Origin of the sequence: Promicromonospora sp. NPDC023987 (genome assembly GCF_040639055.1) — a bacterium.
Lineage (GTDB): Bacteria > Actinomycetota > Actinomycetes > Actinomycetales > Cellulomonadaceae > Promicromonospora.
In genome coordinates this window covers 1-24,202 of record NZ_JBEZZF010000076.1, presented here as the reverse complement: position 1 = coordinate 24,202, position 24,202 = coordinate 1, and the positions used below count along the sequence as shown (strand labels likewise).

Here is a 24,202-nt window from a genome sequence, read left to right as displayed (position 1 = left end):
CCGCCCTGTCGCGGAGGCGGACGTCCGTGCGGCGTGCTGATCAGCACCTCAGCCCCAGTTCTATCTCGCCACGGTTCTACTTCGGCGGAACGCCAGGGTGCATCTCACACCCGATTCGTTTTGACCCCCCGTGGACACGCGGGTATTCTTAGAATTCGTGCCCGCGCCGTCGGGCCGCACCTCCTGAAGGCAGCCGCAAGGCAGCTTCGGAAGCGGCCGATATGAGTGCGTGGGCATCCCGGGTGCGATCCTCCGGGGCACGTCGTGCCCTGATGGTGGAGCCGGGCCATCGAGCCGGTGGTACGTGGCGTAGCAGTCCCCGTGGGGGCTGTGGGTGCCGCATGCGATCGGCACGCACAAGCCAGAACCATCGACGGGGACGCCGGCAGGGCGTCGCCGAAGCTCAAGAAGACGACGGAGACGTAGTGCCTACGATCCAGCAGCTCGTCCGCAAGGGGCGTACCTCGAAGGTCACGGCGTCCAAGACGCCGGCCCTTCATGCCTCCCCTCAGCGGCGCGGTGTGTGCACACGCGTGTACACCACCACCCCCAAGAAGCCGAACTCGGCGCTCCGCAAGGTCGCGCGCGTGAAGCTCTCCTCCGGTACCGAAGTCACCGCGTACATCCCCGGTGTCGGCCACAACCTGCAGGAGCACTCGATCGTGCTCGTGCGCGGCGGCCGTGTGAAGGACCTTCCCGGTGTCCGTTACAAGATCGTCCGCGGCGCTCTCGACACCCAGGGTGTCAAGGGACGCAAGCAGGGTCGGAGCAAGTACGGCGCCAAGAAGGAGAAGAGCTGATGCCCCGCAAGGGTCCGGCCCCGAAGCGGCCGCTCATCGTTGACCCGGTGTACGGGTCCCCGGTCGTCACGCAGCTGATCAACAAGGTCCTGCTCGACGGCAAGAAGTCGACCGCCGAGGCGATCGTCTACGGCGCCCTCGAGGGTGTCCGCTCCAAGACTGACGGCGACCCGGTCGTGGTCCTCAAGCGCGCGCTGGACAACGTCCGCCCCGCGCTCGAGGTGCGCTCCCGCCGCGTCGGTGGCGCCACCTACCAGGTGCCGGTCGACGTCCGCCCCACGCGTGCCACCACGCTCGCGCTGCGCTGGCTCACCGACTTCTCCCGCGCTCGTCGCGAGAAGACGATGACCGAGCGTCTCATGAACGAGATCCTCGACGCGTCGAACGGTCTCGGTGCTGCGGTCAAGCGCCGCGAGGACATGCACAAGATGGCCGACTCCAACAAGGCCTTCGCGCACTACCGCTGGTAGTAGCTTCCGAGCGGCCCCGGTTTACCCCGGGGCCGTCGGTGGATGCATAACCGCCGGCCCCCAGCCCACCTTCAGACCAAGGGGTAAGACACCGTGGCACTCGACGTGCTGACCGACCTGAACAAGGTCCGCAACATCGGCATCATGGCCCATATCGATGCCGGCAAGACCACGACGACCGAGCGCATCCTGTTCTACACGGGTGTGAACTACAAGATCGGTGAGACGCACGACGGTGCGTCGACGATGGACTGGATGGAGCAGGAGCAGGAGCGCGGCATCACGATCACGTCCGCCGCGACGACCTGCTACTGGAAGAACAACCAGATCAACATCATCGATACGCCGGGTCACGTCGACTTCACGGTCGAGGTGGAGCGTTCGCTCCGCGTGCTCGATGGTGCCGTTGCCGTGTTCGACGGCAAGGAGGGCGTCGAGCCCCAGTCGGAGACGGTCTGGCGCCAGGCGGACAAGTACGACGTCCCGCGCATCTGCTTCGTCAACAAGATGGACAAGCTCGGTGCGGACTTCTACTTCACCGTTGACACGATCATCAACCGCCTCAAGGCCAAGCCGCTGGTCATCCAGCTCCCCATCGGCTCGGAGAACGAGTTCACCGGCGTCGTCGACCTGATCGAGGAGAAGGCTCTGGTCTGGCCCCTCGAGACGAAGATGGGCGACGCGTACGAGGTCCAGGAGATCCCGGCCGACCTCGTCGAGAAGGCCGCGCAGTACCGCGCCCAGCTCGTCGAGGCCGTCGCCGAGGCGGACGACGAGCTGCTCGAGAAGTTCCTCGCGGGCGAGGAGCTGACGATCCCGGAGATCAAGGCCGGTATCCGCAAGCTCGTCATCAGCTCGTCGGCCTTCCCGGTCCTGTGTGGCTCGGCGTTCAAGAACAAGGGCGTCCAGCCCATGCTCGACGCCGTGATCGACTACCTCCCCACGCCGCTCGACGTGCCTGCTGTCCAGGGCCACGACGTCAAGGACGAGGAAAAGATCGTCGAGCGTCGCCCGGACGAGGCGGAGCCGTTCTCGGCCCTCGCGTTCAAGGTCGCCACGCACCCGTTCTTCGGCAAGCTGACCTACGTCCGCGTCTACTCGGGCAAGGTCGCGCAGGGCGCGCAGGTGCAGAACTCGACCAAGGGCAAGAAGGAGCGCATCGGGAAGCTCTTCCAGATGCACTCCAACAAGGAGAACCCGGTCGAGGAAGCGCACGCGGGGCACATCTACGCGTTCATCGGCCTGAAGGACGTCACCACCGGTGACACCCTCTCCGACCCGGCGAACCCGGTCATCCTCGAGTCGATGAGCTTCCCGGAGCCCGTCATCGACGTGGCGATCGAGCCGAAGACGAAGGCTGACCAGGAGAAGCTGTCGACCGCGATCCAGAAGCTCGCGCAGGAGGACCCGACCTTCCGCGTGAAGCTGGACGAGGAGACCGGCCAGACCGTCATCGGCGGTATGGGCGAGCTCCACCTCGACATCCTCGTCGACCGCATGCGTCGCGAGTTCAAGGTCGAGGCCAACGTCGGTAAGCCGCAGGTCGCGTACCGCGAGACCATTCGCCGCGTTGCGGAGAAGGTCGACTACACGCACAAGAAGCAGACCGGTGGGTCCGGCCAGTTCGCCAAGGTCCAGGTGACCTTCGCACCGCTGGAGACGACGGAGGGCGAGCTCTACGAGTTCGAGAACGCCGTCACCGGTGGCCGCATCCCCCGTGAGTACATCCCGTCCGTGGACGCTGGTATCCAGTCGGCCATGCAGCAGGGTGTGCTGGCAGGCTTCCCGGTCGTCGGCGTCAAGGCGTCGCTGATCGACGGTGCGTACCACGACGTCGACTCCTCGGAGATGGCGTTCAAGATTGCCGGTTCGATGGTCTTCAAGGAAGGCGTCAAGCGCGCCGACCCTGTCCTGCTCGAGCCGGTCATGGCCGTCGAGGTGCGTACGCCCGAGGAGTACATGGGCGACGTGATCGGCGACATCAACTCCCGACGTGGCATGATCCAGTCCATGGAGGACGCGACCGGTGTCAAGGTCGTTCGCGCCCAGGTGCCGCTGAGCGAGATGTTCGGTTACATCGGCGACCTCCGGTCGAAGACCCAGGGTCGCGCGGTGTACTCGATGCAGTTCGACAGCTATGCCGAGGTTCCCAAGGCAGTTGCCGAAGAGATCATCAAGAAGACCCGGGGCGAGTGAGTCCCCACAGGTCGACCCGCACAACCAACCTGTAGGAAGAACCGCACGCCCCGCAGTTGTAGGCTTCTTGGCCGAGCATCTGCAACGTTCGGAACATCTACCCAAGTCCCAGGAGGACCCCAGTGGCTAAGGCCAAGTTCGAGCGGACCAAGCCGCACGTCAACATCGGCACGATCGGTCACGTCGACCACGGTAAGACGACGCTGACCGCCGCGATCTCGAAGACGCTTGCGGACAAGTACCCGGAGCTCCCGGCGAACACCCAGAAGAACTTCGATGAGATCGACGCCGCGCCGGAGGAGAAGCAGCGCGGTATCACGATCAACATCGCGCACATCGAGTACGAGACGCCGGCGCGCCACTACGCGCACGTCGACGCCCCGGGTCACGCCGACTACATCAAGAACATGATCACCGGTGCCGCGCAGATGGACGGCGCGATCCTGGTGGTTGCCGCGACCGACGGCCCGATGGCCCAGACGCGTGAGCACGTGCTGCTCGCCCGCCAGGTCGGCGTGCCCTACCTGCTCGTGGCGCTCAACAAGTCCGACATGGTCGACGACGAGGAGATCCTCGAGCTCGTCGAGATGGAGGTCCGTGAGCTCCTCTCCTCGCAGGAGTTCGACGGCGACAACGCGCCCGTCGTTCGCGTCTCCGGGCTGAAGGCCCTCGAGGGCGACGCCGAGTGGGTCGAGAAGGTCGTCGAGCTGATGGACGCTGTCGACGAGAACGTGCCGGAGCCGGTGCGCGACCTCGACAAGCCGTTCCTCATGCCGATCGAGGACGTCTTCACGATCACCGGTCGTGGCACGGTCGTCACCGGCAAGGTCGAGCGTGGCAAGCTGGACATCAACTCCGACGTCGAGATCGTCGGTATCCGCGAGCCGCAGAAGACCACGGTCACGGGCATCGAGACGTTCCACAAGCAGATGGACCAGGCACAGGCCGGCGACAACACCGGTCTGCTCCTGCGTGGCATCAAGCGCGAGGACGTCGAGCGCGGTCAGGTCATCGTGAAGCCGGGTTCGATCACCCCGCACACGAACTTCGAGGCTCAGGTCTACATCCTGGGCAAGGACGAGGGTGGCCGTCACAACCCGTTCTACTCGAACTACCGCCCGCAGTTCTACTTCCGCACCACGGACGTCACCGGCGTCATCACGCTGCCCGAGGGCACCGAGATGGTCATGCCCGGCGACAACACCGAGATGTCGGTCGAGCTCATCCAGCCGATCGCCATGGAGGAGGGTCTGGGCTTCGCCATCCGCGAGGGTGGCCGCACGGTCGGTTCAGGCCGTGTCACCAAGATCATCAAGTGATCTTGGAGCACAGACTCATCTGACGGAAGTCAGCTGAACGATGGGGCCCGGGTGCTTCGGCGCTCGGGCCTCATCGCGTAGGTAGCACGCGTCACACGGCCTCCGTTTGGTACATGCGGAGTCGTATGGCAAGATTGCATAGTTGCCTGTCACGGGCGCGCTCTTTCAAGTGTCGAACAGTGTGCAGAACCGCAGTCCCTGGTCCCGGATTACTCGGGGTCAGCAGAGGCTGGAGCGGTCACCCTCCCGGGGAAATCCGGGTGAGGGGTCGCGGGGTTTATCGCCTGCTATTCGATGCGTACGAGGCGCCCCGCGGAGCACACGTCCTCCGGTCTTCCGGAGGGACTGTTCCGAGCAGGCTCGGCAAACGTCGTGGTCGGTCCTGGCTGTACAGCCAGGACGAGATCACTTCCCAACGGCCCCGGCACCAGCGATGGTGTTATGCGCCCGGCTGTGCCGCTTTAAGCGACACGCCCGAGTGCGTGGGTCGGACAGTAGCGGTTCGAGAGAGAGAGTCAGACGACGCCATGGCGGGACAGAAGATCCGCATCCGGCTCAAGTCCTACGACCACGAGGTGATCGACAGTTCGGCGCGCAAGATCGTCGACACGGTCACTCGCGCTGGTGCGACGGTCGTGGGTCCGGTGCCGCTGCCGACGGAGAAGAACGTCTTCGTTGTGATCCGGTCGCCTCACAAGTACAAGGACAGCCGTGAGCACTTCGAGATGCGTACGCACAAGCGGCTCATCGACATCATCGATCCCACGCCCAAGGCCGTCGACTCGCTCATGCGACTCGACCTGCCGGCAGACGTGAACATCGAGATCAAGCTCTGAGGCTGGAGGACATCATGACCAACCAGCAGAAGAACGTGACCGCGTTGCTCGGGACCAAGCTCGGTATGACCCAGCTCTGGGACGAGGCAGGCCGCCTCGTGCCGGTGACAGTGGTCTCCGTGGGCACCAATGTGGTGACCCAGGTTCGCACGATGGACGCCGACGGTTATGCGGCTGTCCAGCTCGCGACCGGCCAGGTCGACCCGCGCAAGGTCACCAAGCCCCTCAAGGGCCACTTCGAGAAGGCCGGCGTCACGCCGCGTCGTCACGTGGCCGAGATCCGTACCGAGAATGCCTCCGAGTTCACGCTCGGCCAGGAGATCACCGCTGAGGCCTTCGAGGCCGGCGCGCTGGTCGACGTGGTTGGCACCACCAAGGGCAAGGGCACCGCCGGTGTGATGAAGCGTCACGGCTTCTCCGGCGTGGGTGCCTCGCACGGTGCGCACCGTAACCACCGCAAGCCCGGCTCGATCGGTGGCGCTTCGACGCCGTCGCGAGTCTTCAAGGGCATGCGGATGGCTGGTCGGATGGGTAATGACCGTCAGACCACCCAGAACCTGACCGTTCACGCGGTCGACGCAGAGAAGGGCCTGCTGCTCGTCAAGGGCGCAGTTCCGGGCCCCAAGGGTGGCGTCGTCCTCGTGCGTAACGCCGCGAAGGGAGCGTGAACCCGATGTCCGCTCTGACTGTCGACGTCCTGGACGCCCAGGGCAAGAAGTCCGGCACCGCCGAGCTCCCCGCTGAGGTGTTCGACGTGGCCGTGAACATCCCGCTGATCCACCAGGTGGTTGTTGCGCAGCGCGCAGCGGCCCGCCAGGGCACCGCGTCCACGAAGACTCGTGGCGAGGTTCGCGGTGGTGGCCGTAAGCCGTACAAGCAGAAGGGCACCGGTCGCGCCCGCCAGGGTTCGACGCGTGCTCCGCAGTTCGCCGGCGGTGGCGTCGTCCACGGCCCGCAGCCGCGCAGCTACGACCAGCGGACCCCGAAGAAGATGAAGGCTGCCGCCCTGCGCGGTGCCCTCTCGGACCGCGCTCGTTCCGGTCGCGTGCACGTCGTTGCCGGTTTCGGCATCGATGGTGTCCCGTCGACCAAGACGGCGCTTGCCACCATCACGAAGCTCACGACGCGTGCTCACGTGCTCATCGTGACGGAGCGCAACGACGAGGCCACGGTCAAGTCCCTGCGCAACGTTCCCGAGGTGCACCTCCTGGTCGCCGACCAGCTGAACACCTACGACGTGCTCATCTCCGATGACGTCATCTTCACCGAGGGTGCGCTTGCCGCGTTCCTCGAGGGCCCCACCAAGGGCGCGAAGGCTGTCGCTACGGAGTCAGAGGCCGAGACCGCTGAGGAGACCGCCAAGTGACCGTCACCGTGAAGGACCCGCGCGACATCCTGCTCGCGCCGGTCGTCTCCGAGAAGAGCTACAACCTTCTCGACGAGGGCAAGTACACCTTCATCGTGGACCCGAGCGCCAACAAGACCGAGATCAAGATCGCTATCGAGAAGGTCTTCAGCGTCAAGGTCGCGTCGGTGAACACGATGAACCGCAAGGGCAAGACGCGTCGCACGCGTTTTGGCCTCGGCAAGCGCAAGGACACGAAGCGTGCGATCGTCACCCTCCGCGAGGGCACGATCGACATCTTCGGCGGTCCGGTCGGCTGAGCTGACGAGAGACGATTGAGGACAGGTTTCCATGGGAATCCGTAAGTACAAGCCGACGACGCCCGGCCGCCGCGGCTCCAGCGTCGCCGACTTCGTCGAGGTCACGCGGTCGCAGCCGGAGAAGTCGCTGATCCGCCCGCTGAGCAAGACCGGTGGCCGTAACAACACCGGTCGTATCACGACGCGTCACAAGGGCGGTGGCCACAAGCGTGCCTACCGCGTCATCGACTTCCGTCGTCACGACAAGGACGGCGTGCCTGCGAAGGTCGCTCACATCGAGTACGACCCCAACCGCACGGCGCGCATCGCGCTCCTGCACTACGCGGACGGCGAGAAGCGCTACATCATCGCGCCGAACAAGCTGTCGCAGGGCGACCGCGTCGAGGCTGGCGCGGGTGCTGACATCAAGCCCGGCAACAACCTGCCGCTGCGCAACATCCCGACCGGTACGGTCATCCACGCCATCGAGCTTCGGCCCGGTGGCGGTGCGAAGATCGCTCGTTCGGCTGGTGCGTCCGTGCAGCTCGTCGCCAAGGACGGCCCGTACGCGCAGCTGCGCATGCCGTCCGGTGAGATCCGGAACGTCGACCTGCGCTGCCGCGCAACGGTCGGCGAGGTCGGCAACGCCGAGCAGTCGAACATCAGCTGGGGCAAGGCCGGCCGCATGCGCTGGAAGGGCAAGCGCCCGACCGTGCGTGGCGTCGCCATGAACCCGGTGGACCACCCCCACGGTGGTGGTGAAGGCAAGACGTCCGGTGGACGCCACCCGGTCAGCCCTTGGGGCCAGGCCGAGGGTCGTACCCGCCGTCCGAACAAGTCGAGCGACCGGATGATCATCCGGCGCCGTCGTACCGGCAAGAAGCGCTGATAGGAGCCTGAAACATGCCTCGTAGCCTGAAGAAGGGCCCCTTCGTAGACGACCACCTCCAGAAGAAGGTGGACGTCCAGAACGAGAAGGGGACCAAGACAGTTATCAAGACCTGGTCCCGTCGGTCGGTTGTCACGCCCGACTTTCTCGGTCACACCTTCGCCGTGCACGACGGTCGCAAGCACGTCCCGGTCTTCGTGACCGAGTCGATGGTCGGCCACAAGCTCGGCGAGTTCGCTCCCACGCGGACCTTCCGCGGCCACGTGAAGGACGACAGGAAGGGTCGTCGCCGCTGAGGTGTGGGGTTCTCCCCGCCACAGCAGTGATGATCTGGACTGTCTGAGAAAAGGAAGCAGGACAGCAATGGAAGCCAAGGCGCAGGCGCGGTTCGTCCGTGTCACGCCCCAGAAGGCCCGGCGCGTCGTGGACCTCATCCGTGGCAAGCAGGCCTCTGAGGCCGTCGCGGTGCTGAAGTTCGCACCGCAGGCCGCCAGTGAGCCGATCCGCAAGGTTGTGGAGAGCGCGATCGCCAATGCTCGGGTGAAGGCCGACCGCGCGAGCGAGCGCTTCGACGAGGGCGACCTGGTCGTCTCCGCCGCGTTCGTGGACGAGGGGCCGACGCTCAAGCGTTTCCGCCCGCGGGCTCAGGGACGTGCTACGCGCATTCTTAAGCGCACCAGCCACATCACCGTGGTGCTCGCCGACAAGGAAGGGGCCCGATAGTGGGACAGAAGGTTCACCCGCACGGGTACCGCCTGGGTATTACGACTGACCACCGGTCGCGTTGGTTCGCCGACAGCACCAAGCCCGGTCAGCGGTACCGCGACTACGTCCGTGAGGACGTTCAGATCCGCAAGCTCATGAGCACTGGTCTCGAGCGTGCCGGTATCTCCAAGGTCGAGATCGAGCGCACCCGCGACCGTGTCCGCGTGGACATCCACACGGCACGTCCGGGCATCGTGATCGGCCGCCGAGGAGCAGAGGCAGACCGCATCCGCGGCGAGCTCGAGAAGCTCACCGGCAAGCAGGTCCAGCTCAACATCCTCGAGGTCAAGAACGCGGAGATCGACGCGCAGCTCGTTGCTCAGGGCATTGCCGAGCAGCTGGCCAGCCGTGTCTCCTTCCGTCGTGCGATGCGCAAGGGCATGCAGTCTGCCCAGCGTGCCGGCGCGAAGGGTATCCGCGTCCAGGTCGCCGGCCGCCTCGGCGGCGCCGAGATGAGCCGTTCGGAGTTCTACCGCGAGGGCCGCGTGCCCCTGCACACGCTCCGGGCGTACATCGACTATGGCTTCTACGAGGCCCGCACCACCTTCGGCCGCATCGGCGTGAAGGTGTGGATCTACAAGGGCGAGGTCACCGAGAAGGAGTTCGCCGCTCAGCAGGCTACTGCCGCTCCCCGTCAGGGCCGTGGCCGTGGCGAGCGCGGCGGCGAGCGTGGCGAGCGCGGTGGCGAGCGTCGCGGTGGCGGTCGTCGCAACGAGCGTCCGGCCGAGCGCAGCGCTGAGGCAGCCCCCGCGGCTGAGGCAGCTGCTGCTCCGGCCGCAGAGACCGGAACGGAGGCCTGACCATGCTGATCCCGCGCAGGGTCAAGCACCGCAAGCAGCACCACCCGTCGCGCTCCGGCGCGGCCAAGGGTGGCACGCAGATCGCGTTCGGCGACTTCGGCATCCAGGCTCTGGAGCCGGCGTACGTCACCAACCGCCAGATCGAGGCGGCGCGTATCGCAATGACTCGCCACATCAAGCGTGGCGGCAAGGTGTGGATCAACATCTACCCGGACCGTCCGCTGACGAAGAAGCCTGCCGAGACCCGCATGGGTTCCGGTAAGGGTTCGCCGGAGTGGTGGGTCGCCAACGTCAAGCCGGGCCGGATCGTCTTCGAGCTGGCCGGTGTTGACGAGTCCCTTGCTCGCGAGGCCATGCGCCGCGCGATGCACAAGCTCCCGATGAAGTGCCGTTTCGTGGTGCGCGAGGGTGGTGTCTGATGGCTATCGGTACGCAGGGGCTTGCCCCCATCGATCTGGATGGCATGGATGACGAGACTCTCGTCGCCAAGCTGAAGGAAGCCAAGGAGGAGCTCTTCAACCTCCGCTTCCAGTCGGCGACCGGCCAGCTCGAGAGCCACGGTCGTCTCAAGGCCGTGCGTCGCGACATCGCTCGGATCTACACGATCCTGCGTGAGCGCGAGCTCGGCATCCGTACGGCTCCGAGCGTGAGTGAGTGAGGCTATGAGCGAGAACACGACTGCTGCGGCCCCCGAGGCCCAGCGCGCGACGCGCAAGGTGCGCCGTGGCTACGTGGTCAGCGACAAGATGGACAAGACCATCGTGATCGAGGTCGAGGACCGGGTGAAGCACCCGCTCTACGCCAAGATCATTCGTCGCACCACCAAGGTGAAGGCACACGACGAGCAGAACAGCGCCGGTGTCGGCGACCTGGTCGTCATCATGGAGACCCGCCCGCTGTCCGCTACCAAGCGGTTCCGGCTCGTGGAGATCCTCGAGAAGGCCAAGTAAGGACTTCTACCCCGGCTGGGGCGGTGCGTGACACACGTACGCGTGCCGTCCCGGCCAGCACAGTAACTATCCGTTCGGCCAGGCTCGCCGGAATCAGTCCGCGCGAGAACCAGTTCGACGACAGGAGTTCATTCAAATGATCCAGCAGGAGTCGCGACTTCGGGTCGCCGACAACACGGGTGCGAAGGAGATTCTCTGCATCCGCGTTCTCGGTGGCTCCGGCCGTCGCTACGCCGGAATCGGCGACACCATCGTCGCCACCGTCAAGGACGCGATCCCGGGCGGCAACGTGAAGAAGGGCGACGTCATCAAGGCCGTCGTCGTCCGGACCGCCAAGGAGCGCCGCCGTCCCGACGGTTCCTACATCAAGTTCGACGAGAACGCCGCCGTCATCCTGAAGAGCGACGGTGAGCCTCGCGGCACCCGTATCTTCGGCCCGGTGGGTCGTGAGCTGCGCGACAAGCGGTTCATGAAGATCATCTCGCTGGCACCGGAGGTGCTCTGACCATGGCGAAGATCAAGAAGGGCGACCAGGTCATCGTGATCTCGGGTCGCGACAAGGGCAAGACCGGCCGGGTGCTCGAGGTCTTCAAGGACTCCGACCGCCTCGTGGTCGAGGGCGTTCAGCGCGTCACGAAGCACACCAAGGTGGGCCAGTCGCAGCGCGGCGCCCGCACCGGTGGCATCGAGACTGTCGAGGCGCCGATCCACGTGAGCAACGTGATGATCGTCGACCCGGAGTCGAAGAAGGGCACCCGCGTCGGGTACCGCGAGGAGCAGGTGGAGCGGGACGGTCGCACCAAGACCGTCCGGATCCGCGTTGCGAAGCGCTCCGGGAAGGACATCTGATGACCGAGACGACCATCGAGGCCCCGGCCCTGCCGCGCCTCAAGCAGAAGTACCGCGAGGAGATCCTCCCGGCGCTGATCGAGGAGTTCGGCCACAAGAACCTGCACCAGGCCGGCGGTCTCACGAAGATCGTCGTGAACATGGGTGTGGGCGACGCGGCCAAGGACTCGAAGCTCATCGAGGGCGCTATCCGCGACCTCTCGGCGATCACCGGTCAGAAGCCGCAGGTCACCAAGGCTCGCAAGTCCATCGCGCAGTTCAAGCTGCGCGAGGGCATGCCGATCGGTGCGCACGTGACGCTTCGCGGTGACCGCATGTGGGAGTTCCTCGACCGTCTGCTGGCGACCGCGCTGCCGCGTATTCGCGACTTCCGCGGTCTGTCGCCCAAGCAGTTCGACGGTCACGGCAACTACACCTTCGGTCTCACGGAGCAGTCGATGTTCCACGAGATCGACCAGGACAAGATCGACCGGGTCCGCGGTATGGACATCACGGTCGTGACGACGGCGACGACCGACGACGAGGGCCGCTCACTGCTGCGCCGTCTCGGCTTCCCCTTCAAGGAGAACTGACATGGCGAAGAAGGCCCTGATCAACAAGGCGGCCGCCAAGCCGAAGTTCGCGGTTCGCGCCTACACCCGGTGCCAGAAGTGCGGTCGCCCGCACTCCGTTTACCGCAAGTTCGGCCTGTGCCGTATCTGCGTGCGGGAGATGGCCCACCGCGGCGAGCTTCCCGGCGTCACCAAGAGCAGCTGGTAACACAACTACGTCGTAGGTCTGTTCGGTCTTGACGACCGTTCGGATACCCCGGCGAGGAAGGGCAAGAGCCCGATGACTATGACCGACCCGATCGCAGACATGCTGACCCGTCTGCGTAACGCGAACTCGGCTCACCACGACACGGTCACCATGCCGTCGTCGAAGCTGAAGACGCACATTGCTGAGATCCTGCAGGCCGAGGGCTACATCGTCGGCTGGTCCGTGGAGGACGCCCCCGTGGGCAAGTCCCTCACGCTCGAGCTGAAGTACGGCCAGAACCGGGAGCGCGCCCTTGCCGGCGTGCGCCGCGTCTCGAAGCCCGGTCTGCGTGTCTACCGCAAGTCCACCGATCTGCCCAAGGTGCTCGGCGGCCTGGGCGTGGCCATCATGTCCACGTCCTCCGGCCTCCTCACCGACCGGCAGGCACAGGCCAAGGGCGTCGGCGGCGAAGTCCTCGCCTACGTCTGGTAATCCGGAAAGGAGAAAACGCCAATGTCTCGAATCGGCAAGCTTCCCGTTCCGGTCCCAGCCGGCGTGGACATCACTGTCAGCGGCGCGCTCGTGACCGTGAAGGGCCCCAAGGGTTCTCTCGAGCACAACGTGCCCGCCCCCATCAATGTCGCCCAGGAGGACGCCCAGCTCGTGGTGTCCCGTCCGGACGACGAGCGGAACTCCCGTGCGCTGCACGGCCTGACCCGCACCCTGATCTCCAACATGATCACCGGTGTGACGCAGGGCTACGAGAAGAAGCTCGAGATCGTCGGTACTGGTTACCGTGTCGTGGCGAAGGGCTCGGGCCTTGAGTTCGCGCTCGGATTCAGCCACCCCGTTGTCGTCGACCCCCCCGCGGGTGTCACGTTCGCTGTCGAGAGCCCCACCAAGTTCTCGGTCTCGGGCATCGACAAGCAGCAGGTCGGCGAGGTCGCAGCGAACATTCGCAAGATCCGCAAGCCCGAGCCTTACAAGGGCAAGGGCGTGCGTTACGCCGGCGAGAACGTCCGCCGCAAGGTCGGAAAGGCTGGTAAGTGACGATGGCTATCAAGATCCTGGGTAAGGGAAAGTCCGTCGCTCGCCAGCGCCGTCACCTGCGCCTGCGTAAGAAGATCGCCGGCACCGCGGTCCGTCCGCGTCTGGTCGTCACCCGCTCCTCGCGCCACATGGTGGCGCAGGTCGTGGACGACAACGTTGGCAAGACCGTCGCGTCGGCGTCGACCCTCGAGGCCGACCTGCGTACGTTCGACGGCGACAAGACGGCTAAGGCCCGCAAGATCGGCGAGCTCGTCGCCGAGCGTGCCAAGGCTGTCGGCGTCGACACCGTCGTGTTCGACCGCGGCGGCAACAAGTACCACGGTCGCGTCGCTGCAGTGGCTGACGGCGCCCGCGAGGGCGGTCTGGCCCTGTGATGACCAACGCACGGAAGAAGAGGACTCTCTGATGGCTGCAGGGCAGCGCAGCGGCGCCCCCCAGGGTGCCGCCACCGAGAACAAGGACCGTAACGACCGCCGTGGTGGCGGTCGTCGGGACGACCGTCGCGGGGGGCGCGAGGAAAAGAGCGCCTTCGTCGAGAAGGTCGTCTCCATCAACCGCGTCTCCAAGGTCGTCAAGGGCGGCCGCCGCTTCAGCTTCACCGCGCTCGTCGTGGTGGGCGATGGCGACGGCACCGTCGGCGTCGGCTACGGCAAGGCCAAGGAGGTGCCCGCGGCGATCGCCAAGGGTGTCGAGGAGGCGAAGAAGAACTTCTTCCGCGTCCCGCGCATCCAGGGCACCATCCCGCACCCGATCCAGGGTGAGAAGGCCGCCGGTGTCGTGTTCCTCCGTCCGGCCTCGCCGGGTACCGGTGTGATCGCCGGTGGTCCGGTGCGCGCCGTGCTGGAGTGCGCCGGCGTCCACGACGTGCTGAGCAAGTCGCTCGGTTCGTCGAACGCGATCAACATCGTGCACGCCACGGTCGCGGCCCTGCAGGGCCTCGAGGAGCCGGCTGCTGTTGCCGCTCGTCGTGGCCTCCCGCTCGAGGACGTGGCCCCGGCCGCGCTCCTTCGTGCGCAGGCCGCAGGTCGTGCCGAGTCGACTGCAAAGGCGGGTGCGTGATGGCTCGACTCAAGGTGACTCAGACCAAGTCCGCCATCGGCGGCAAGCAGAACCAGCGTGACACGCTGCGGACCCTCGGCCTCAAGCGGATCGGCGACACTGCCGTGAAGGAGGACCGTGCGGAGATTCGTGGCATGGTCAAGACGGTGGCACACCTCGTCGCCGTCGAGGAGGTCGAGTGATCATGGCGGACAACAAGCCGCTGAAGATGCACCACCTCCGTCCGGCCCCCGGCGCCAAGACCGCGAAGACCCGTGTGGGTCGTGGTGAGGCGTCGAAGGGCAAGACGGCAGGTCGTGGTACCAAGGGTACGAAGGCTCGTTACCAGGTGCCCGCAGGCTTCGAGGGTGGGCAGGTGCCTCTGCACATGCGCCTCCCGAAGCTGCGTGGGTTCAAGAACCCGTTCCGCGTGGAGTTCCAGGTCGTGAACCTGGACAAGCTCTCAACGCTGTTCCCTGACGGTGGCTCTGTCACCGTCGAGGACCTCGTCGCCAAGGGGGCTGTCCGCAAGGGTCAGCCCGTCAAGGTGCTCGGCAACGGTGAGATCACCGTCAAGCTCGAGATCGCGGTCGACCGCGTCTCGGCATCCGCCAAGGAGAAGATCCTGGCGGCCGGCGGTACGGTTTCGGAGGCCTGAGACAGCTCCAGGGCCGGCGGCGCATGATGCGCAGCCGGCCCTGTGTGCTCTCTTGAGCAAATTGAGGGGCCATTGAGGGGCCCTCGTGGTCCGAGAGACCCCGTGAGCAACGTAGAATCCGACACGGTCCGGCTGCAGCGTTGTGGTCTGGCCCACGTTCGACACACCTCGCCGGTGTCCTGCCGGCGACACGATATCCCGCAACGGCGGGCCAGGAGGATAGGGTGCTCAGCGCTTTCGGCCGGGCTTTCCGGACGCCAGACCTGCGGCGCAAGCTGCTGTTCACGATCGCGATCATGGCGATCTTCCGGCTCGGGTCGTTCATCCCGACTCCCGGTGTGGACTATGCGAACGTGCAGCAATGTATCGCTGGACAGGGTGACAACACGCTGCTCGGCCTGATCAACGTATTCAGCGGCGGAGCTCTGCTCCAGCTGTCGATCTTCGCCCTCGGGATCATGCCGTACATCACGGCGAGCATCATCGTGCAGCTGCTTCGCGTGGTGATCCCACGCTTCGAGGCGCTGCAGAAGGAGGGCCAGTCGGGTCAGACCAAGCTGACCCAGTACACGCGCTACCTCACCATCGGTCTCGCGATCCTGCAGTCCACCACCGTCATCACGACGGCACGTCAGGGCCTGCTGTTCGCAGGCTGTGAAGTCCCCGTCATCCCGGACGACGGCGTGCTGACCTCCATCTACATGGTCATCACCATGACCGCCGGTACGGGCCTCGTCATGTGGCTCGGCGAGCTGATCACCGAGCGCGGCGTCGGCAACGGCATGTCGCTCCTGATCTTCACGTCGATCGCGGCGAGCTTCCCCACGTCGCTCTGGTCGATCGCTGGTGGCGCCAACGGCGTCGTGAACTTCACGGTCATGATCCTGGTCATCATCCTGGTGATCGGCCTCGTGGTGTTCGTCGAGCAGTCGCAGCGACGGATCCCCGTGCAGTACGCGAAGCGCATGGTGGGCCGCCGGATGTACGGCGGCACCAGCACGTACATCCCGATCAAGATCAACATGTCGGGTGTCATCCCCGTGATCTTCGCGGCGTCGATCCTTGCTGTGCCCGGCCTCCTCGCACAGTTCGGGGACCAGGGGTCCGACTGGGTCGTCTGGATCTCCAACAACCTGGTCGAGCAGTCGTCGCCGCTGTACATCGCGGTGTACACGCTGATGATCATCTTCTTCTGCTTCTTCTACACGTCGATCACGTTCAACCCGGACGAGGTCGCGGACAACATGAAGAAGTACGGCGGCTTCATCCCCGGCATCCGCGCCGGCCGCCCCACGGCGGAGTACCTCGACTTCGTGATCACCCGGATCACCTCCGCCGGTTCCCTGTACCTCGCGCTGGTCGCGCTGATCCCGACGCTGGTGCTCGTCTTCCTCGGAGTCAGCACGAGCCTGCCCTTCGGCGGTGCCTCGATCCTCATCGTGGTCGGTGTCGGGCTGGATACGGTCAAGCAGATCGATTCTCAGCTGCAGCAGCGCCACTACGAAGGATTCCTCCGTTGAGCCAGACCCCCACCACCACCTCTCGCCGCGAGCTGCACGCTCGTCCGGACCATGAGGGCCAGGTCACGCGCCTGGTCATCATGGGACCGCAGGGCGCGGGGAAGGGCACGCAGGCAGCCCGGCTCGCTGACGTCTTCGGGATCGTCCCGATCTCTACGGGCGACATCTTCCGCGCGAACATCGCGGGGGAGACCGAGCTGGGCAAGCTTGCGCAGGACTACACGAACAAAGGCGACCTGGTCCCTGACGAGGTCACCAACGCGATGGTGAAGGACCGCCTCGCGGAGCCGGACGTCAAGCAGGGCTTCATTCTCGACGGGTACCCGCGCAACGCGGCCCAGGTCACGGAGCTCGACCAGATCCTCGCCAACCTCGGCTGGGCCCTGGACGGCGTCATCGAGCTGACGGCGGATCGCGCGGAGCTCCTGTCGCGCATCGCGAAGCGGGCCGAGGAGGAGGGGCGCGACGATGACACCGAGGAGGCGATCGCGCGCCGGCTCGACATCTACGCGGAGCAGACCGCTCCGCTGACGGCCGCGTACGCCGAGCGCAACCTGCTGGTCCAGGTCGACGGGCTCGGCGAGATCGCCGAGGTCACCGACCGCATCGTCGCCGCTCTCGCGGCCCAGCTGGGCTGAGGCGTGGTCTTCGGGCGGGATCGGGTCGAGTACAAGACACCGGACCAGGTGCGCCTCATGCGGCGCGCCGGTCTGGTGGTCGCGGACACTCTCGCCGCGGTACGGGCCGCGGCCCGGCCCGGTCTGACGACCGCGGACCTGGACGCGGTGGCCGCCCGGACCATCGACGACGCCGGTGCGGCGCCGTCGTTCCTCGGCTACCACGGGTTCACCGGGGTCATCTGCACGTCGGTCAACGACGAGGTCATCCACGGGATCCCGGGTAGCCGGGTGCTCGCGGCGGGTGACCTCGTCTCGATCGACTGCGGGGCGATCGTCGAGGGCTGGCACGGCGACTCGGCCATCTCGTTCGTCCTGGGCCCCGAGGGCGCCCTGGACCACAAGCTGCCCGACGACGACCTGGTCGCCGCGGGCGCCGACCTCGCCGACATCGCGCTCGTCCGGACGACGGAGGCCGCGATGTGGGCGGGTATCGCCGCCCTGGCCTCCGCGAAGCGGTTGAACGGCGTGGGCGAGGCGGTGGAGGCCGCCGTCGAGATGGCGGGGGAGTTCAACGGCCTCGAGTACGGTATCGTCGAGGACTACGTCGGGCACGGCATCGGCAGTGCCATGCATCAGCCGCCGGACGTGCACAACTACAAGACGTCGGCCTCGGGACCGCGGTTGCGTCCCGGGATGTGCCTCGCGATCGAGCCGATGATCACGCGCGGTGGCGCCGAGACCAGGGTCCTGGAGGACGACTGGACGGTGGTGACCGCCGACGGGGCGCGCGCGGCGCACTGGGAGCACTCAACGGCGGTCCTGGCGGACGGCATAGTCGTCCTGACCGCGGTCGACGGGGGAGCTGAGCGGCTCGGTGTCTTCGGCGTGGAGCCGGTCGCGCTGGACTGATCAGGGTCCCAGCCACGAGCTGGCCCTATTTTAGTTGGCGTCAGTTGGCTACCATCGGCTCGTGACCAATGACGCGCACACCCCCACCTGGCGCACCCGAGCCCTCCCGGCAGTGGGTCGTGGCCTCAAGCGGTTCGGGCACTGGCTCGCCGCGTGGGGCCGGCGCCTCGCCCCGAGCCCGTTCCTGTGGATCGGCATCGTTCTCGGGTTCGGTACGTCGCTCCTGATGTGGGAGTCGGTCCTGCTGCTCGGCATCGTGGTGTGGCTGCTCGGCGTCTGGCTCTGGAAGACTCGCGGCACTCCGGTGCTGATCGCGCTCGGTCTGGGTGTCGTGCTCGGCTGGCTCCCGATGCTGTTCTTCTTCGTCAACAGCCTTCCGCACACGATGGTCGGCCTGCCCGGGGTCGAGTACGACCTCTGAAGCGGGTCCGCGTGGCGAGGCTCACGGCTCCCGGCGACCCACGCCGGCGTCCTGCGCTTTGAATGCTTTCGGAAGTGACGTAGGCTGGACCGCTGGGTGTAGTCCGTTCAACGCCTCCAGTTCTTGACAGGGTGCCACGGCGCCTGCCGGTCCCCGCGCGAGCGGGGCGCAGGCCGAGGCACACGAGGTAGGCGGCATACGGATACACACGACATCCACACCCGACTGTCGGCCTCGCAGGGATCCTGCGGTGCCGTGGGCGTGGAAGCAGTCACGACGAGAGTTAGCGGAGGATATGGCAAAGAAGGACGGTGTCATCGAGATCGAGGGCAGCGTGATCGAGGCTCTGCCGAACGCGATGTTCCGCGTAGAGCTGTCGAACGGTCACAGAGTTCTCGCGCACATCTCGGGCAAGATGCGTCAGCACTACATCCGGATCCTTCCCGAGGACCGCGTGGTGGTGGAGCTCAGCCCGTACGACCTGTCCCGCGGCCGGATCGTCTACCGCTACAAGTAGTCAGTCCCCGATCCGGGGCTACGTCGTCCACGGCCTGGCCGGGAGGTGACGTCGCCGCATGATCGACCACCCACGACACTGCTGCGTGCGCGCCGGGCAACCGGACGTTCGTTGCGGAGGAAAATCCGATGAAGGTCAAGCCGAGCGTCAAGAAGATCTGCGACAAGTGCAAGGTGATTCGCCGGCACGGTCGCGTCATGGTGATCTGCGACAACCTGCGCCACAAGCAGCGCCAGGGCTGATCACACCCCGGGCAACCGCCCGGGTCGGTGGCTGAGGCCACCGTCAGCGCACCACCTCGAACCTCGCCCAGCGGGCAACCGCGCAGGGAGGGGGGAACCCTCGGTCCGGAGGCCGGGGCCCGCGTGATTCGCGGGATGGCGGTGCGGTAGACCTCCGACGAGCAGTACAAGGAGCCGGAAGGCACATGGCACGTCTTATCGGCGTCGATCTCCCCCGCGACAAGCGGCTTGAGGTTGCGCTCACTTACATCTTCGGTGTGGGTCGTACCCGCGCGAAGGAGACCCTGGTCGCCACGGGCATCAGCCCGGACGTCCGCGTGAAGGACCTCGGCGACGCCGAGCTCGTTGCGCTCCGCGACCACCTCGAGGGCAACTTCAAGCTCGAGGGTGACCTCCGCCGTGAGGTCGCGGCCGACATCCGCCGCAAGGTCGAGATCGGCACCTACCAGGGCATCCGCCACCGTCGCGGACTGCCGGTGCGTGGTCAGCGCACCAAGACCAACGCGCGTACCCGCAAGGGTCCCAAGCGCACCGTCGCGGGCAAGAAGAAGGCCCGCTGATAGCAGTCCGTGGAGCGGTCGGCTCACCGAGCTGAGACCGCCCCGGTCCGATCAGACCAGGAGATTTCAAAACACATGCCTCCCAAGACTCGCGCCGCCGCCGGCCGCAAGCCCCGCCGCAAGGACAAGAAGAACGTCCCGCTCGGCCAGGCGCACATCAAGTCCACCTTCAACAACACGATCATCTCGATCACCGACCCGTCCGGTGCCGTGGTGTCGTGGGCGTCCGCAGGCCACGTCGGCTTCAAGGGCTCCCGCAAGTCCACCCCGTACGCCGCGCAGATGGCCGCTGAGTCGGCCGCTCGTCGCGCGCAGGAGCACGGCGTCAAGAAGGTCGACGTCTTCGTGAAGGGCCCGGGTTCCGGTCGCGAGACCGCGATCCGCTCGCTCCAGGCGACCGGCCTCGAGGTCGGCTCGATCCAGGACGTGACGCCCCAGGCTCACAACGGCTGCCGCCCCCCGAAGCGTCGCCGCGTTTGATATCCGTTGCGCCGCGGTGCGGCCGCGCGGCCCTGGGGCCGCGGGACCGCACCGCGAGCGCGACGTTCGCCCACCGCTCGCGGTGGGCACCTTCGCCCGGACGGTGACAGAGATCCGCCCGGGCCGCGAGAGATCGCATGCCGTGATGCGTCATATAGCGGACGCACACTGAAAGGACACCCACAGTGCTTATCGCACAGCGCCCCACGCTGACCGAAGAGGTCATCTCGGAGAGCCGTTCCCGCTTCTCCATCGAGCCGCTCGAGCCTGGCTTCGGCTACACGCTCGGCAACTCGATGCGTCGCACGCTGCTGTCGTCCATCCCGGGCGCGGCCGTCACCTCCATCCGTATCGACGGTGTGCTGCACGAGTTCAGCACCGTGTCGGGGGTGAAGGAGGACGTCACCGAGGTCATCCTCAACATCAAGAACCTCGTCGTCTCCTCGGAGAACGACGAGCCCGTCGTGATGTACCTGCGCAAGCAGGGCGCCGGCATCGTGACCGCCGCGGACATCGTTCCGCCGGCGGGAGTCGAGGTCCACAACCCCGACCTGCACATCGCCACCCTCAACGACAAGGGCAAGCTCGAGATCGAGCTGACCGTCGAGCGGGGCCGTGGGTACGTGTCCGCCGCGCAGAACAAGCAGTTCGACGCGGAGATCGGGCGCATCCCGGTTGACTCGATCTACTCGCCGGTCCTCAAGGTCACGTACAAGGTCGAGGCCACCCGAGTCGAGCAGCGCACCGACTTCGACAAGCTCATTGTCGACGTCGAGACCAAGCAGGCGATCACGCCTCGCGACGCGCTCGCCTCGGCTGGCAAGACCCTGGTCGAGCTGTTCGGCCTGGCACGTGAGCTGAACGTCGAGGCCGAGGGCATCGAGATCGGCCCGTCGCCGACGGACACCGCGCTGGCCGCGGACCTGGCGCTGCCGATCGAGGAGCTCAACCTCACCATCCGTTCGTACAACTGCCTCAAGCGCGAGGGCATCCACCAGGTGGGCGAGCTTGTGGCTCGCAGCGAGGCGGACCTGCTCGACATCCGCAACTTCGGTGCCAAGTCGATCACCGAGGTCAAGGAGAAGCTGGCCGAGCTCGGCCTCAGCCTCAAGGACTCGCCGCTGGACTTCGATCCGGCCGGCGCTTCGTACTTCGAGGGTGGCGACTCCGCGGCCTACAGCGGCGACGAGCAGTCGTACTGACGTCCCGCGTCCGGCCTAGGCCGGACGCGCGGAACCACTTCCAAGGAGACAAGTAATGCCTACCCCCACCAAGGGTCCGCGGCTCGGCGGTAGCCCGGCTCACGAGCGCCTGATTCTCGCGAACCTGTCGACCTCCCTCTTCGAGCACGGCCGCATCACGACCACGGAGACCAAGGCCAAGCGCCTGCGTCCCCTGGCTGAGCGCCTGATCACGTTCGCGAAGAAGGGCGACCTGTCCGCTCGTCGTCGCGTGCTCACCGTCGTGCGTGACAAGGGCGTGGTGCACACGCTCTTCACCGAGATCGCCCCGGCCATGGCCGAGCGCAACGGTGGCTACACGCGCATCACCAAGATCGGCACCCGCAAGGGCGACAACGCGCCGATGGCGGTCATCGAGCTCATCACCGAGCCCGTGAGCCCCAAGCAGGCAGTCGTCAAGGAGGCCACCAAGGCCGCCGAGAAGGCCGCCCCCGTCGAGGAGGCCCCGGCCGAGGACGTCAAGGACGCCCCGGTCGAGGACGCTCCCGCCGAGGAGACCACGGAGGAGAAGAAGGAGGCCTGAGCCTCCTGCTCCCCTGCACGACGCCGGGCCGCACCTTCCGTACGGAGGGTGCGGCCCGGCGTCGTTCGGGGCGCGACGCGCCGGCGAGCTCGGTCCTGCGCGCCACCCAGTGATCGTGCCCGGAACTCACGTGAGTTCTGGGCACGATCGCTGGGTAGGCGGAGCCAGGACGCTCGCCAGGCCGAGCTAGGACGGCGGGAGGTCCCAGGCTCTCGCGCCGCCCACCAGCGCTGCCGAGTTCGGCACGATGACGACGTCGTCGCCGAGCCGGGCGAGCGCCGACGGCGTGATGCACCGTGCGTTCCCGCCGCCGATGTAGAGCCGGTCCCAGAGGAAGACGGGTCGCAGCCCGTCGACGACGGAGACGACGCGACGCGACCACAGCCCGTCGCCGAGCCGACGCCGTTCGGGCTCGCCGATGTACTGGTCATACGTAAGGCTGCGGCGCACGGGAGCGTGCGACCACTCCAGGTGTGGCGCTACCCGTCCGCCGTGGAACATGGCAGTCCCCAGGCCGGTGCCGAGGGTGATGACGAGCTCGAGACCCGACGCGGCGACGACGCCGGCGCCGTGCACCTCCGCGTCGTTCAGGACGAGCGCGGGCAGACCGAGCCGCTCGGCGACCGCCGCGCGCATGTCGAAGTTGCGCCAGGCGTCCAGCAGGGCCGGGAGCACGCGGGAGCGTGGTCCCGACCGGGTGATGTAGTGCGGGGTGTGCACGACGACGCCGCTGCGGATCATGCCCGGCAGGCCGACCGTGACACGCCCGGCCGCCGGCAGGTCGGTGGCGATCTTCGCGATCGTGTCGACGAGCAGCTCGGGCGGGAGCGGGTACGGCGTCGGGACGCGGACCGGCGTCGCGTGGGCGGTGCCGGAGGTGTCGAGGACCGCCGCCTTGATCCCGCCGCCACCGCAGTCGACCGCCAGCGTGAGGGTGTCTGCCATGACTTCACTTTACGAACCGCGAGCAAGGATCGGGGAAGATGGCCTACGTGAACGAGTTCATCAGGGCCCGCCTCGACCTCTCCTACGACGGGACCGACTTCGCCGGCTGGGCGCGTCAGCCCGGCCTGCGCACCGTGGAAGGGGCTCTCGAGGAGGGCCTCGCGCGTGTCCTGCGCAGCGAGCAGCTCGGCCGGCCGACCCCGCGGTTCACCGTGGCCGGCCGCACCGACTCGGGCGTCCACGCACGGGGACAGGTGGCCCACGTCGACATCGAGGCGGGCGCCTGGGCCGCGCTGCCCGGGCGTTCCGGCCGCTCGAGCCGTACACCGGCGGAGGCGCTGGTATCCCGCCTGACGGGCGTGCTCCCCACCGACGTCGTCGTGCGGGCGGCCGTCCCGGCGCCGCCGGGATTCGACGCGCGCTTCTCGGCCCTGCGCCGCCGCTACACCTACCGGATCGCTGATGCCCTGGAGCTCAGGGACCCGCTGCGCCGCAGGCACGTCCTGTGGTCCCGCAAGCCGCTCGACGTCGCCACGATGGACGACGCCGTCCGCCCGCTCACCGGGGTGCGCGACTTCGCCTCCTACTGCAGGCCCCGGCCGGGCGCGACCACGATCCGCGAGCTGCAGCGGATCGCCTGGGAGCGGCCGACCACGGGGCCGGACGCCGGGCTCGCGGTCGCGCACGTCGTCGCCGACGCGTTCTGCCACAACATGGTGCGAGCGCTCGTCGGCGCGTCCATAGCGGTGGGGGAGGGGCGGCGCCCCGTGAGCTGGCCCGCGGACCTCCTGGCGAGCCGACGCCGGGACGCGGGCGTCTTCGTCGTGCCGCCGGAAGGGCTGTGCCTTGAGGAGATCACGTTCCCGCCGGACGAGGAGCTCGCGGCGCGGGCCGACTCGGTCCGCACGAAGCGCATGGACGAGGACGTCTGGCAGGACCCCACCCTGCTGAGGTAGTCCTCTGGCGAGGTAGGGCGGCCTCAGGGGGTCGTTGCACCACTCTAGATTGATTAGGGGTGGTGTGGGATGACTCGTGGTGGTGTTCCGGTATCGCGTGCGTTGCGGCGGGTGTTCTGGCTCGAGCTGGTCTCGAGTGGGGATACCGCCGCAGCGTCCGCGGCGGCAGGGGTCTCGCGGTGGTCGGGTCAGTTCTGGATGCGTCAGGCTGGCGGGATGCCCGACGTGTCGCTGGCCGAGCCCTCGGGCCGGTTCCTGTCCCCGAA

Annotated in this window: 37 protein-coding genes; 36 read left to right on the top strand and 1 reads right to left on the bottom strand. The window is 66.9% G+C overall.

What is annotated here, in order from left to right; translation table 11 throughout:
- Positions 1 to 425 precede the first annotated feature (425 nt).
- From rpsL to rplQ, 35 genes are all read left to right on the top strand, one after another.
- Positions 426 to 800 (top strand): 30S ribosomal protein S12, encoded by a 375-nt coding sequence (rpsL, locus tag AB0F40_RS23750; RefSeq protein ID WP_108492305.1) that lies wholly within the window; start codon positions 426 to 428, stop codon positions 798 to 800.
- Positions 800 to 1,270, top strand: a complete 471-nt coding sequence (rpsG, locus tag AB0F40_RS23745) for a 30S ribosomal protein S7 (RefSeq protein WP_182620558.1) — start codon at positions 800 to 802, stop codon at positions 1,268 to 1,270. The genes rpsL and rpsG overlap by 1 nt, the downstream gene beginning before the upstream one ends.
- Positions 1,271 to 1,363: 93 nt before the next feature.
- A complete protein-coding gene (gene fusA / locus AB0F40_RS23740) occupies positions 1,364 to 3,466 on the top strand; it encodes an elongation factor G (protein WP_357473581.1) in 2,103 nt (700 codons plus the stop codon).
- 122 nt (positions 3,467 to 3,588) lie between these two features.
- A complete protein-coding gene (gene tuf, locus AB0F40_RS23735) occupies positions 3,589 to 4,785 on the top strand; it encodes an elongation factor Tu (protein WP_357473578.1) in 1,197 nt (398 codons plus the stop codon).
- A gap of 527 nt (positions 4,786 to 5,312) precedes the next feature.
- A complete protein-coding gene (gene rpsJ / locus AB0F40_RS23730; RefSeq protein WP_019146773.1) occupies positions 5,313 to 5,621 on the top strand; it encodes a 30S ribosomal protein S10 in 309 nt (102 codons plus the stop codon).
- Positions 5,622 to 5,635: 14 nt separating this feature from the next.
- Positions 5,636 to 6,289: a 50S ribosomal protein L3 gene (gene rplC, locus AB0F40_RS23725; protein ID WP_357473575.1), complete on the top strand. Its 654-nt coding sequence runs from the start codon at positions 5,636 to 5,638 to the stop codon at positions 6,287 to 6,289.
- Between the two features lie 5 nt (positions 6,290 to 6,294).
- Complete coding sequence (rplD, locus tag AB0F40_RS23720; RefSeq protein WP_357473572.1) at positions 6,295 to 6,987, top strand: 50S ribosomal protein L4; 693 nt, start codon at positions 6,295 to 6,297, stop codon at positions 6,985 to 6,987.
- Positions 6,984 to 7,286: a 50S ribosomal protein L23 gene (gene rplW / locus AB0F40_RS23715; RefSeq protein WP_129788480.1), complete on the top strand. Its 303-nt coding sequence runs from the start codon at positions 6,984 to 6,986 to the stop codon at positions 7,284 to 7,286. Before rplD ends, rplW begins: the two co-directional genes overlap by 4 nt.
- Before the next feature lie 31 nt (positions 7,287 to 7,317).
- A complete protein-coding gene (rplB, locus tag AB0F40_RS23710) occupies positions 7,318 to 8,154 on the top strand; it encodes a 50S ribosomal protein L2 (protein ID WP_357473568.1) in 837 nt (278 codons plus the stop codon).
- A 14-nt stretch (positions 8,155 to 8,168) separates the two neighbouring features.
- Complete coding sequence (gene rpsS, locus AB0F40_RS23705) at positions 8,169 to 8,450, top strand: 30S ribosomal protein S19 (protein WP_357473565.1); 282 nt, start codon at positions 8,169 to 8,171, stop codon at positions 8,448 to 8,450.
- A 67-nt stretch (positions 8,451 to 8,517) separates the two neighbouring features.
- Entirely contained in the window at positions 8,518 to 8,877 is a 360-nt protein-coding gene (gene rplV, locus AB0F40_RS23700; RefSeq protein ID WP_116673591.1) for a 50S ribosomal protein L22, read from the top strand.
- Positions 8,877 to 9,719, top strand: coding sequence for a 30S ribosomal protein S3 (gene rpsC / locus AB0F40_RS23695; RefSeq protein ID WP_357473562.1), 843 nt, complete (start codon positions 8,877 to 8,879; stop codon positions 9,717 to 9,719). Before rplV ends, rpsC begins: the two co-directional genes overlap by 1 nt.
- Positions 9,720 to 9,721: 2 nt before the next feature.
- Positions 9,722 to 10,138, top strand: coding sequence for a 50S ribosomal protein L16 (gene rplP / locus AB0F40_RS23690; RefSeq protein WP_020016120.1), 417 nt, complete (start codon positions 9,722 to 9,724; stop codon positions 10,136 to 10,138).
- Positions 10,138 to 10,377, top strand: a complete 240-nt coding sequence (rpmC, locus tag AB0F40_RS23685) for a 50S ribosomal protein L29 (protein ID WP_116673593.1) — start codon at positions 10,138 to 10,140, stop codon at positions 10,375 to 10,377. The genes rplP and rpmC overlap by 1 nt, the downstream gene beginning before the upstream one ends.
- A gap of 4 nt (positions 10,378 to 10,381) precedes the next feature.
- Positions 10,382 to 10,669 (top strand): 30S ribosomal protein S17, encoded by a 288-nt coding sequence (gene rpsQ, locus AB0F40_RS23680; protein ID WP_357473558.1) that lies wholly within the window; start codon positions 10,382 to 10,384, stop codon positions 10,667 to 10,669.
- Positions 10,670 to 10,805: 136 nt separating this feature from the next.
- Positions 10,806 to 11,174, top strand: coding sequence for a 50S ribosomal protein L14 (rplN, locus tag AB0F40_RS23675; protein ID WP_253869171.1), 369 nt, complete (start codon positions 10,806 to 10,808; stop codon positions 11,172 to 11,174).
- 2 nt (positions 11,175 to 11,176) lie between these two features.
- A complete protein-coding gene (rplX, locus tag AB0F40_RS23670) occupies positions 11,177 to 11,518 on the top strand; it encodes a 50S ribosomal protein L24 (protein WP_253869170.1) in 342 nt (113 codons plus the stop codon).
- Complete coding sequence (rplE, locus tag AB0F40_RS23665) at positions 11,518 to 12,090, top strand: 50S ribosomal protein L5 (protein WP_357473553.1); 573 nt, start codon at positions 11,518 to 11,520, stop codon at positions 12,088 to 12,090. The genes rplX and rplE overlap by 1 nt, the downstream gene beginning before the upstream one ends.
- A gap of 1 nt (position 12,091) precedes the next feature.
- Complete coding sequence (locus AB0F40_RS23660; RefSeq protein WP_021480434.1) at positions 12,092 to 12,277, top strand: type Z 30S ribosomal protein S14; 186 nt, start codon at positions 12,092 to 12,094, stop codon at positions 12,275 to 12,277.
- Positions 12,278 to 12,349: 72 nt separating this feature from the next.
- A complete protein-coding gene (rpsH, locus tag AB0F40_RS23655; protein ID WP_357473550.1) occupies positions 12,350 to 12,748 on the top strand; it encodes a 30S ribosomal protein S8 in 399 nt (132 codons plus the stop codon).
- A 21-nt stretch (positions 12,749 to 12,769) separates the two neighbouring features.
- Positions 12,770 to 13,306: a 50S ribosomal protein L6 gene (gene rplF / locus AB0F40_RS23650; RefSeq protein ID WP_357473547.1), complete on the top strand. Its 537-nt coding sequence runs from the start codon at positions 12,770 to 12,772 to the stop codon at positions 13,304 to 13,306.
- Positions 13,307 to 13,308: 2 nt separating this feature from the next.
- Complete coding sequence (rplR, locus tag AB0F40_RS23645) at positions 13,309 to 13,680, top strand: 50S ribosomal protein L18 (RefSeq protein ID WP_357473544.1); 372 nt, start codon at positions 13,309 to 13,311, stop codon at positions 13,678 to 13,680.
- Positions 13,681 to 13,711: 31 nt separating this feature from the next.
- Positions 13,712 to 14,365 (top strand): 30S ribosomal protein S5, encoded by a 654-nt coding sequence (rpsE, locus tag AB0F40_RS23640; protein ID WP_357473541.1) that lies wholly within the window; start codon positions 13,712 to 13,714, stop codon positions 14,363 to 14,365.
- On the top strand, positions 14,365 to 14,547 hold the full coding sequence (gene rpmD, locus AB0F40_RS23635; protein ID WP_020016131.1) for a 50S ribosomal protein L30: 183 nt from the start codon (positions 14,365 to 14,367) through the stop codon (positions 14,545 to 14,547). The genes rpsE and rpmD overlap by 1 nt, the downstream gene beginning before the upstream one ends.
- A 2-nt stretch (positions 14,548 to 14,549) precedes the next feature.
- The gene (gene rplO, locus AB0F40_RS23630; RefSeq protein ID WP_357473538.1) at positions 14,550 to 15,002 is read left to right on the top strand and encodes a 50S ribosomal protein L15; all 453 of its coding nucleotides are present in this window, start codon (positions 14,550 to 14,552) and stop codon (positions 15,000 to 15,002) included.
- Positions 15,003 to 15,226: 224 nt separating this feature from the next.
- Positions 15,227 to 16,522, top strand: a complete 1,296-nt coding sequence (gene secY / locus AB0F40_RS23625) for a preprotein translocase subunit SecY (RefSeq protein WP_357473535.1) — start codon at positions 15,227 to 15,229, stop codon at positions 16,520 to 16,522.
- Positions 16,523 to 16,602: 80 nt separating this feature from the next.
- Positions 16,603 to 17,160, top strand: a complete 558-nt coding sequence (locus AB0F40_RS23620) for an adenylate kinase (protein ID WP_357473585.1) — start codon at positions 16,603 to 16,605, stop codon at positions 17,158 to 17,160.
- 3 nt (positions 17,161 to 17,163) lie between these two features.
- Complete coding sequence (gene map / locus AB0F40_RS23615) at positions 17,164 to 18,051, top strand: type I methionyl aminopeptidase (protein WP_357473532.1); 888 nt, start codon at positions 17,164 to 17,166, stop codon at positions 18,049 to 18,051.
- Between the two features lie 61 nt (positions 18,052 to 18,112).
- Positions 18,113 to 18,472: a hypothetical protein gene (locus AB0F40_RS23610; RefSeq protein WP_357473530.1), complete on the top strand. Its 360-nt coding sequence runs from the start codon at positions 18,113 to 18,115 to the stop codon at positions 18,470 to 18,472.
- 295 nt (positions 18,473 to 18,767) lie between these two features.
- Positions 18,768 to 18,989: a translation initiation factor IF-1 gene (gene infA, locus AB0F40_RS23605; RefSeq protein ID WP_116673604.1), complete on the top strand. Its 222-nt coding sequence runs from the start codon at positions 18,768 to 18,770 to the stop codon at positions 18,987 to 18,989.
- 128 nt (positions 18,990 to 19,117) lie between these two features.
- Positions 19,118 to 19,231 (top strand): 50S ribosomal protein L36, encoded by a 114-nt coding sequence (gene rpmJ, locus AB0F40_RS23600; protein ID WP_003956441.1) that lies wholly within the window; start codon positions 19,118 to 19,120, stop codon positions 19,229 to 19,231.
- A 185-nt stretch (positions 19,232 to 19,416) separates the two neighbouring features.
- Positions 19,417 to 19,791 (top strand): 30S ribosomal protein S13, encoded by a 375-nt coding sequence (gene rpsM, locus AB0F40_RS23595; protein WP_357473528.1) that lies wholly within the window; start codon positions 19,417 to 19,419, stop codon positions 19,789 to 19,791.
- 75 nt (positions 19,792 to 19,866) lie between these two features.
- Positions 19,867 to 20,271, top strand: coding sequence for a 30S ribosomal protein S11 (rpsK, locus tag AB0F40_RS23590; protein WP_020016139.1), 405 nt, complete (start codon positions 19,867 to 19,869; stop codon positions 20,269 to 20,271).
- A 185-nt stretch (positions 20,272 to 20,456) separates the two neighbouring features.
- Positions 20,457 to 21,473 (top strand): DNA-directed RNA polymerase subunit alpha, encoded by a 1,017-nt coding sequence (locus AB0F40_RS23585; RefSeq protein WP_357473524.1) that lies wholly within the window; start codon positions 20,457 to 20,459, stop codon positions 21,471 to 21,473.
- A gap of 55 nt (positions 21,474 to 21,528) precedes the next feature.
- Positions 21,529 to 22,035 carry a 50S ribosomal protein L17 gene (rplQ, locus tag AB0F40_RS23580; protein ID WP_357473521.1) on the top strand — a complete coding sequence of 169 codons (507 nt, stop codon included), beginning with the start codon at positions 21,529 to 21,531 and terminating at the stop codon, positions 22,033 to 22,035.
- A 186-nt stretch (positions 22,036 to 22,221) separates the two neighbouring features.
- Here rplQ and AB0F40_RS23575 read toward each other — a convergent pair whose 3' ends face one another.
- The gene (locus tag AB0F40_RS23575) at positions 22,222 to 22,980 is read right to left on the bottom strand and encodes an ROK family protein (protein WP_357473519.1); all 759 of its coding nucleotides are present in this window, start codon (positions 22,978 to 22,980) and stop codon (positions 22,222 to 22,224) included.
- 38 nt (positions 22,981 to 23,018) lie between these two features.
- Here AB0F40_RS23575 and AB0F40_RS23570 point away from each other — a divergent pair, with 38 nt between their 5' ends.
- Positions 23,019 to 23,936, top strand: coding sequence for a tRNA pseudouridine synthase A (locus AB0F40_RS23570; protein WP_357473516.1), 918 nt, complete (start codon positions 23,019 to 23,021; stop codon positions 23,934 to 23,936).
- Positions 23,937 to 24,202 lie beyond the last annotated feature (266 nt).

Bases quoted from the DNA above. Each gene is read 5' to 3' on its own strand.
- rpsG (WP_182620558.1), top strand. From the start codon at position 800: ATGCCCCGCAAGGGTCCGGCCCCGAAGCGGCCGCTCATCGTTGACCCG.
- rpsJ (WP_019146773.1), top strand. From the start codon at position 5,313: ATGGCGGGACAGAAGATCCGCATCCGGCTCAAGTCCTACGACCACGAG.
- rplC (WP_357473575.1), top strand. From the start codon at position 5,636: ATGACCAACCAGCAGAAGAACGTGACCGCGTTGCTCGGGACCAAGCTC.
- rplD (WP_357473572.1), top strand. From the start codon at position 6,295: ATGTCCGCTCTGACTGTCGACGTCCTGGACGCCCAGGGCAAGAAGTCC.
- rplB (WP_357473568.1), top strand. From the start codon at position 7,318: ATGGGAATCCGTAAGTACAAGCCGACGACGCCCGGCCGCCGCGGCTCC.
- rpsS (WP_357473565.1), top strand. From the start codon at position 8,169: ATGCCTCGTAGCCTGAAGAAGGGCCCCTTCGTAGACGACCACCTCCAG.
- rplV (WP_116673591.1), top strand. From the start codon at position 8,518: ATGGAAGCCAAGGCGCAGGCGCGGTTCGTCCGTGTCACGCCCCAGAAG.
- rplP (WP_020016120.1), top strand. From the start codon at position 9,722: ATGCTGATCCCGCGCAGGGTCAAGCACCGCAAGCAGCACCACCCGTCG.
- rpmC (WP_116673593.1), top strand. From the start codon at position 10,138: ATGGCTATCGGTACGCAGGGGCTTGCCCCCATCGATCTGGATGGCATG.
- rpsQ (WP_357473558.1), top strand. From the start codon at position 10,382: ATGAGCGAGAACACGACTGCTGCGGCCCCCGAGGCCCAGCGCGCGACG.
- rplN (WP_253869171.1), top strand. From the start codon at position 10,806: ATGATCCAGCAGGAGTCGCGACTTCGGGTCGCCGACAACACGGGTGCG.
- rplX (WP_253869170.1), top strand. From the start codon at position 11,177: ATGGCGAAGATCAAGAAGGGCGACCAGGTCATCGTGATCTCGGGTCGC.
- rplE (WP_357473553.1), top strand. From the start codon at position 11,518: ATGACCGAGACGACCATCGAGGCCCCGGCCCTGCCGCGCCTCAAGCAG.
- AB0F40_RS23660 (WP_021480434.1), top strand. From the start codon at position 12,092: ATGGCGAAGAAGGCCCTGATCAACAAGGCGGCCGCCAAGCCGAAGTTC.
- rpsH (WP_357473550.1), top strand. From the start codon at position 12,350: ATGACTATGACCGACCCGATCGCAGACATGCTGACCCGTCTGCGTAAC.
- rplF (WP_357473547.1), top strand. From the start codon at position 12,770: ATGTCTCGAATCGGCAAGCTTCCCGTTCCGGTCCCAGCCGGCGTGGAC.
- rplR (WP_357473544.1), top strand. From the start codon at position 13,309: ATGGCTATCAAGATCCTGGGTAAGGGAAAGTCCGTCGCTCGCCAGCGC.
- rpsE (WP_357473541.1), top strand. From the start codon at position 13,712: ATGGCTGCAGGGCAGCGCAGCGGCGCCCCCCAGGGTGCCGCCACCGAG.
- rpmD (WP_020016131.1), top strand. From the start codon at position 14,365: ATGGCTCGACTCAAGGTGACTCAGACCAAGTCCGCCATCGGCGGCAAG.
- rplO (WP_357473538.1), top strand. From the start codon at position 14,550: ATGGCGGACAACAAGCCGCTGAAGATGCACCACCTCCGTCCGGCCCCC.
- AB0F40_RS23620 (WP_357473585.1), top strand. From the start codon at position 16,603: ATGGGACCGCAGGGCGCGGGGAAGGGCACGCAGGCAGCCCGGCTCGCT.
- infA (WP_116673604.1), top strand. From the start codon at position 18,768: ATGGCAAAGAAGGACGGTGTCATCGAGATCGAGGGCAGCGTGATCGAG.
- rpmJ (WP_003956441.1), top strand. From the start codon at position 19,118: ATGAAGGTCAAGCCGAGCGTCAAGAAGATCTGCGACAAGTGCAAGGTG.
- rpsM (WP_357473528.1), top strand. From the start codon at position 19,417: ATGGCACGTCTTATCGGCGTCGATCTCCCCCGCGACAAGCGGCTTGAG.
- rpsK (WP_020016139.1), top strand. From the start codon at position 19,867: ATGCCTCCCAAGACTCGCGCCGCCGCCGGCCGCAAGCCCCGCCGCAAG.
- rplQ (WP_357473521.1), top strand. From the start codon at position 21,529: ATGCCTACCCCCACCAAGGGTCCGCGGCTCGGCGGTAGCCCGGCTCAC.
- AB0F40_RS23575 (WP_357473519.1), bottom strand. From the start codon at position 22,980: ATGGCAGACACCCTCACGCTGGCGGTCGACTGCGGTGGCGGCGGGATC.
- AB0F40_RS23570 (WP_357473516.1), top strand. From the start codon at position 23,019: ATGGCCTACGTGAACGAGTTCATCAGGGCCCGCCTCGACCTCTCCTAC.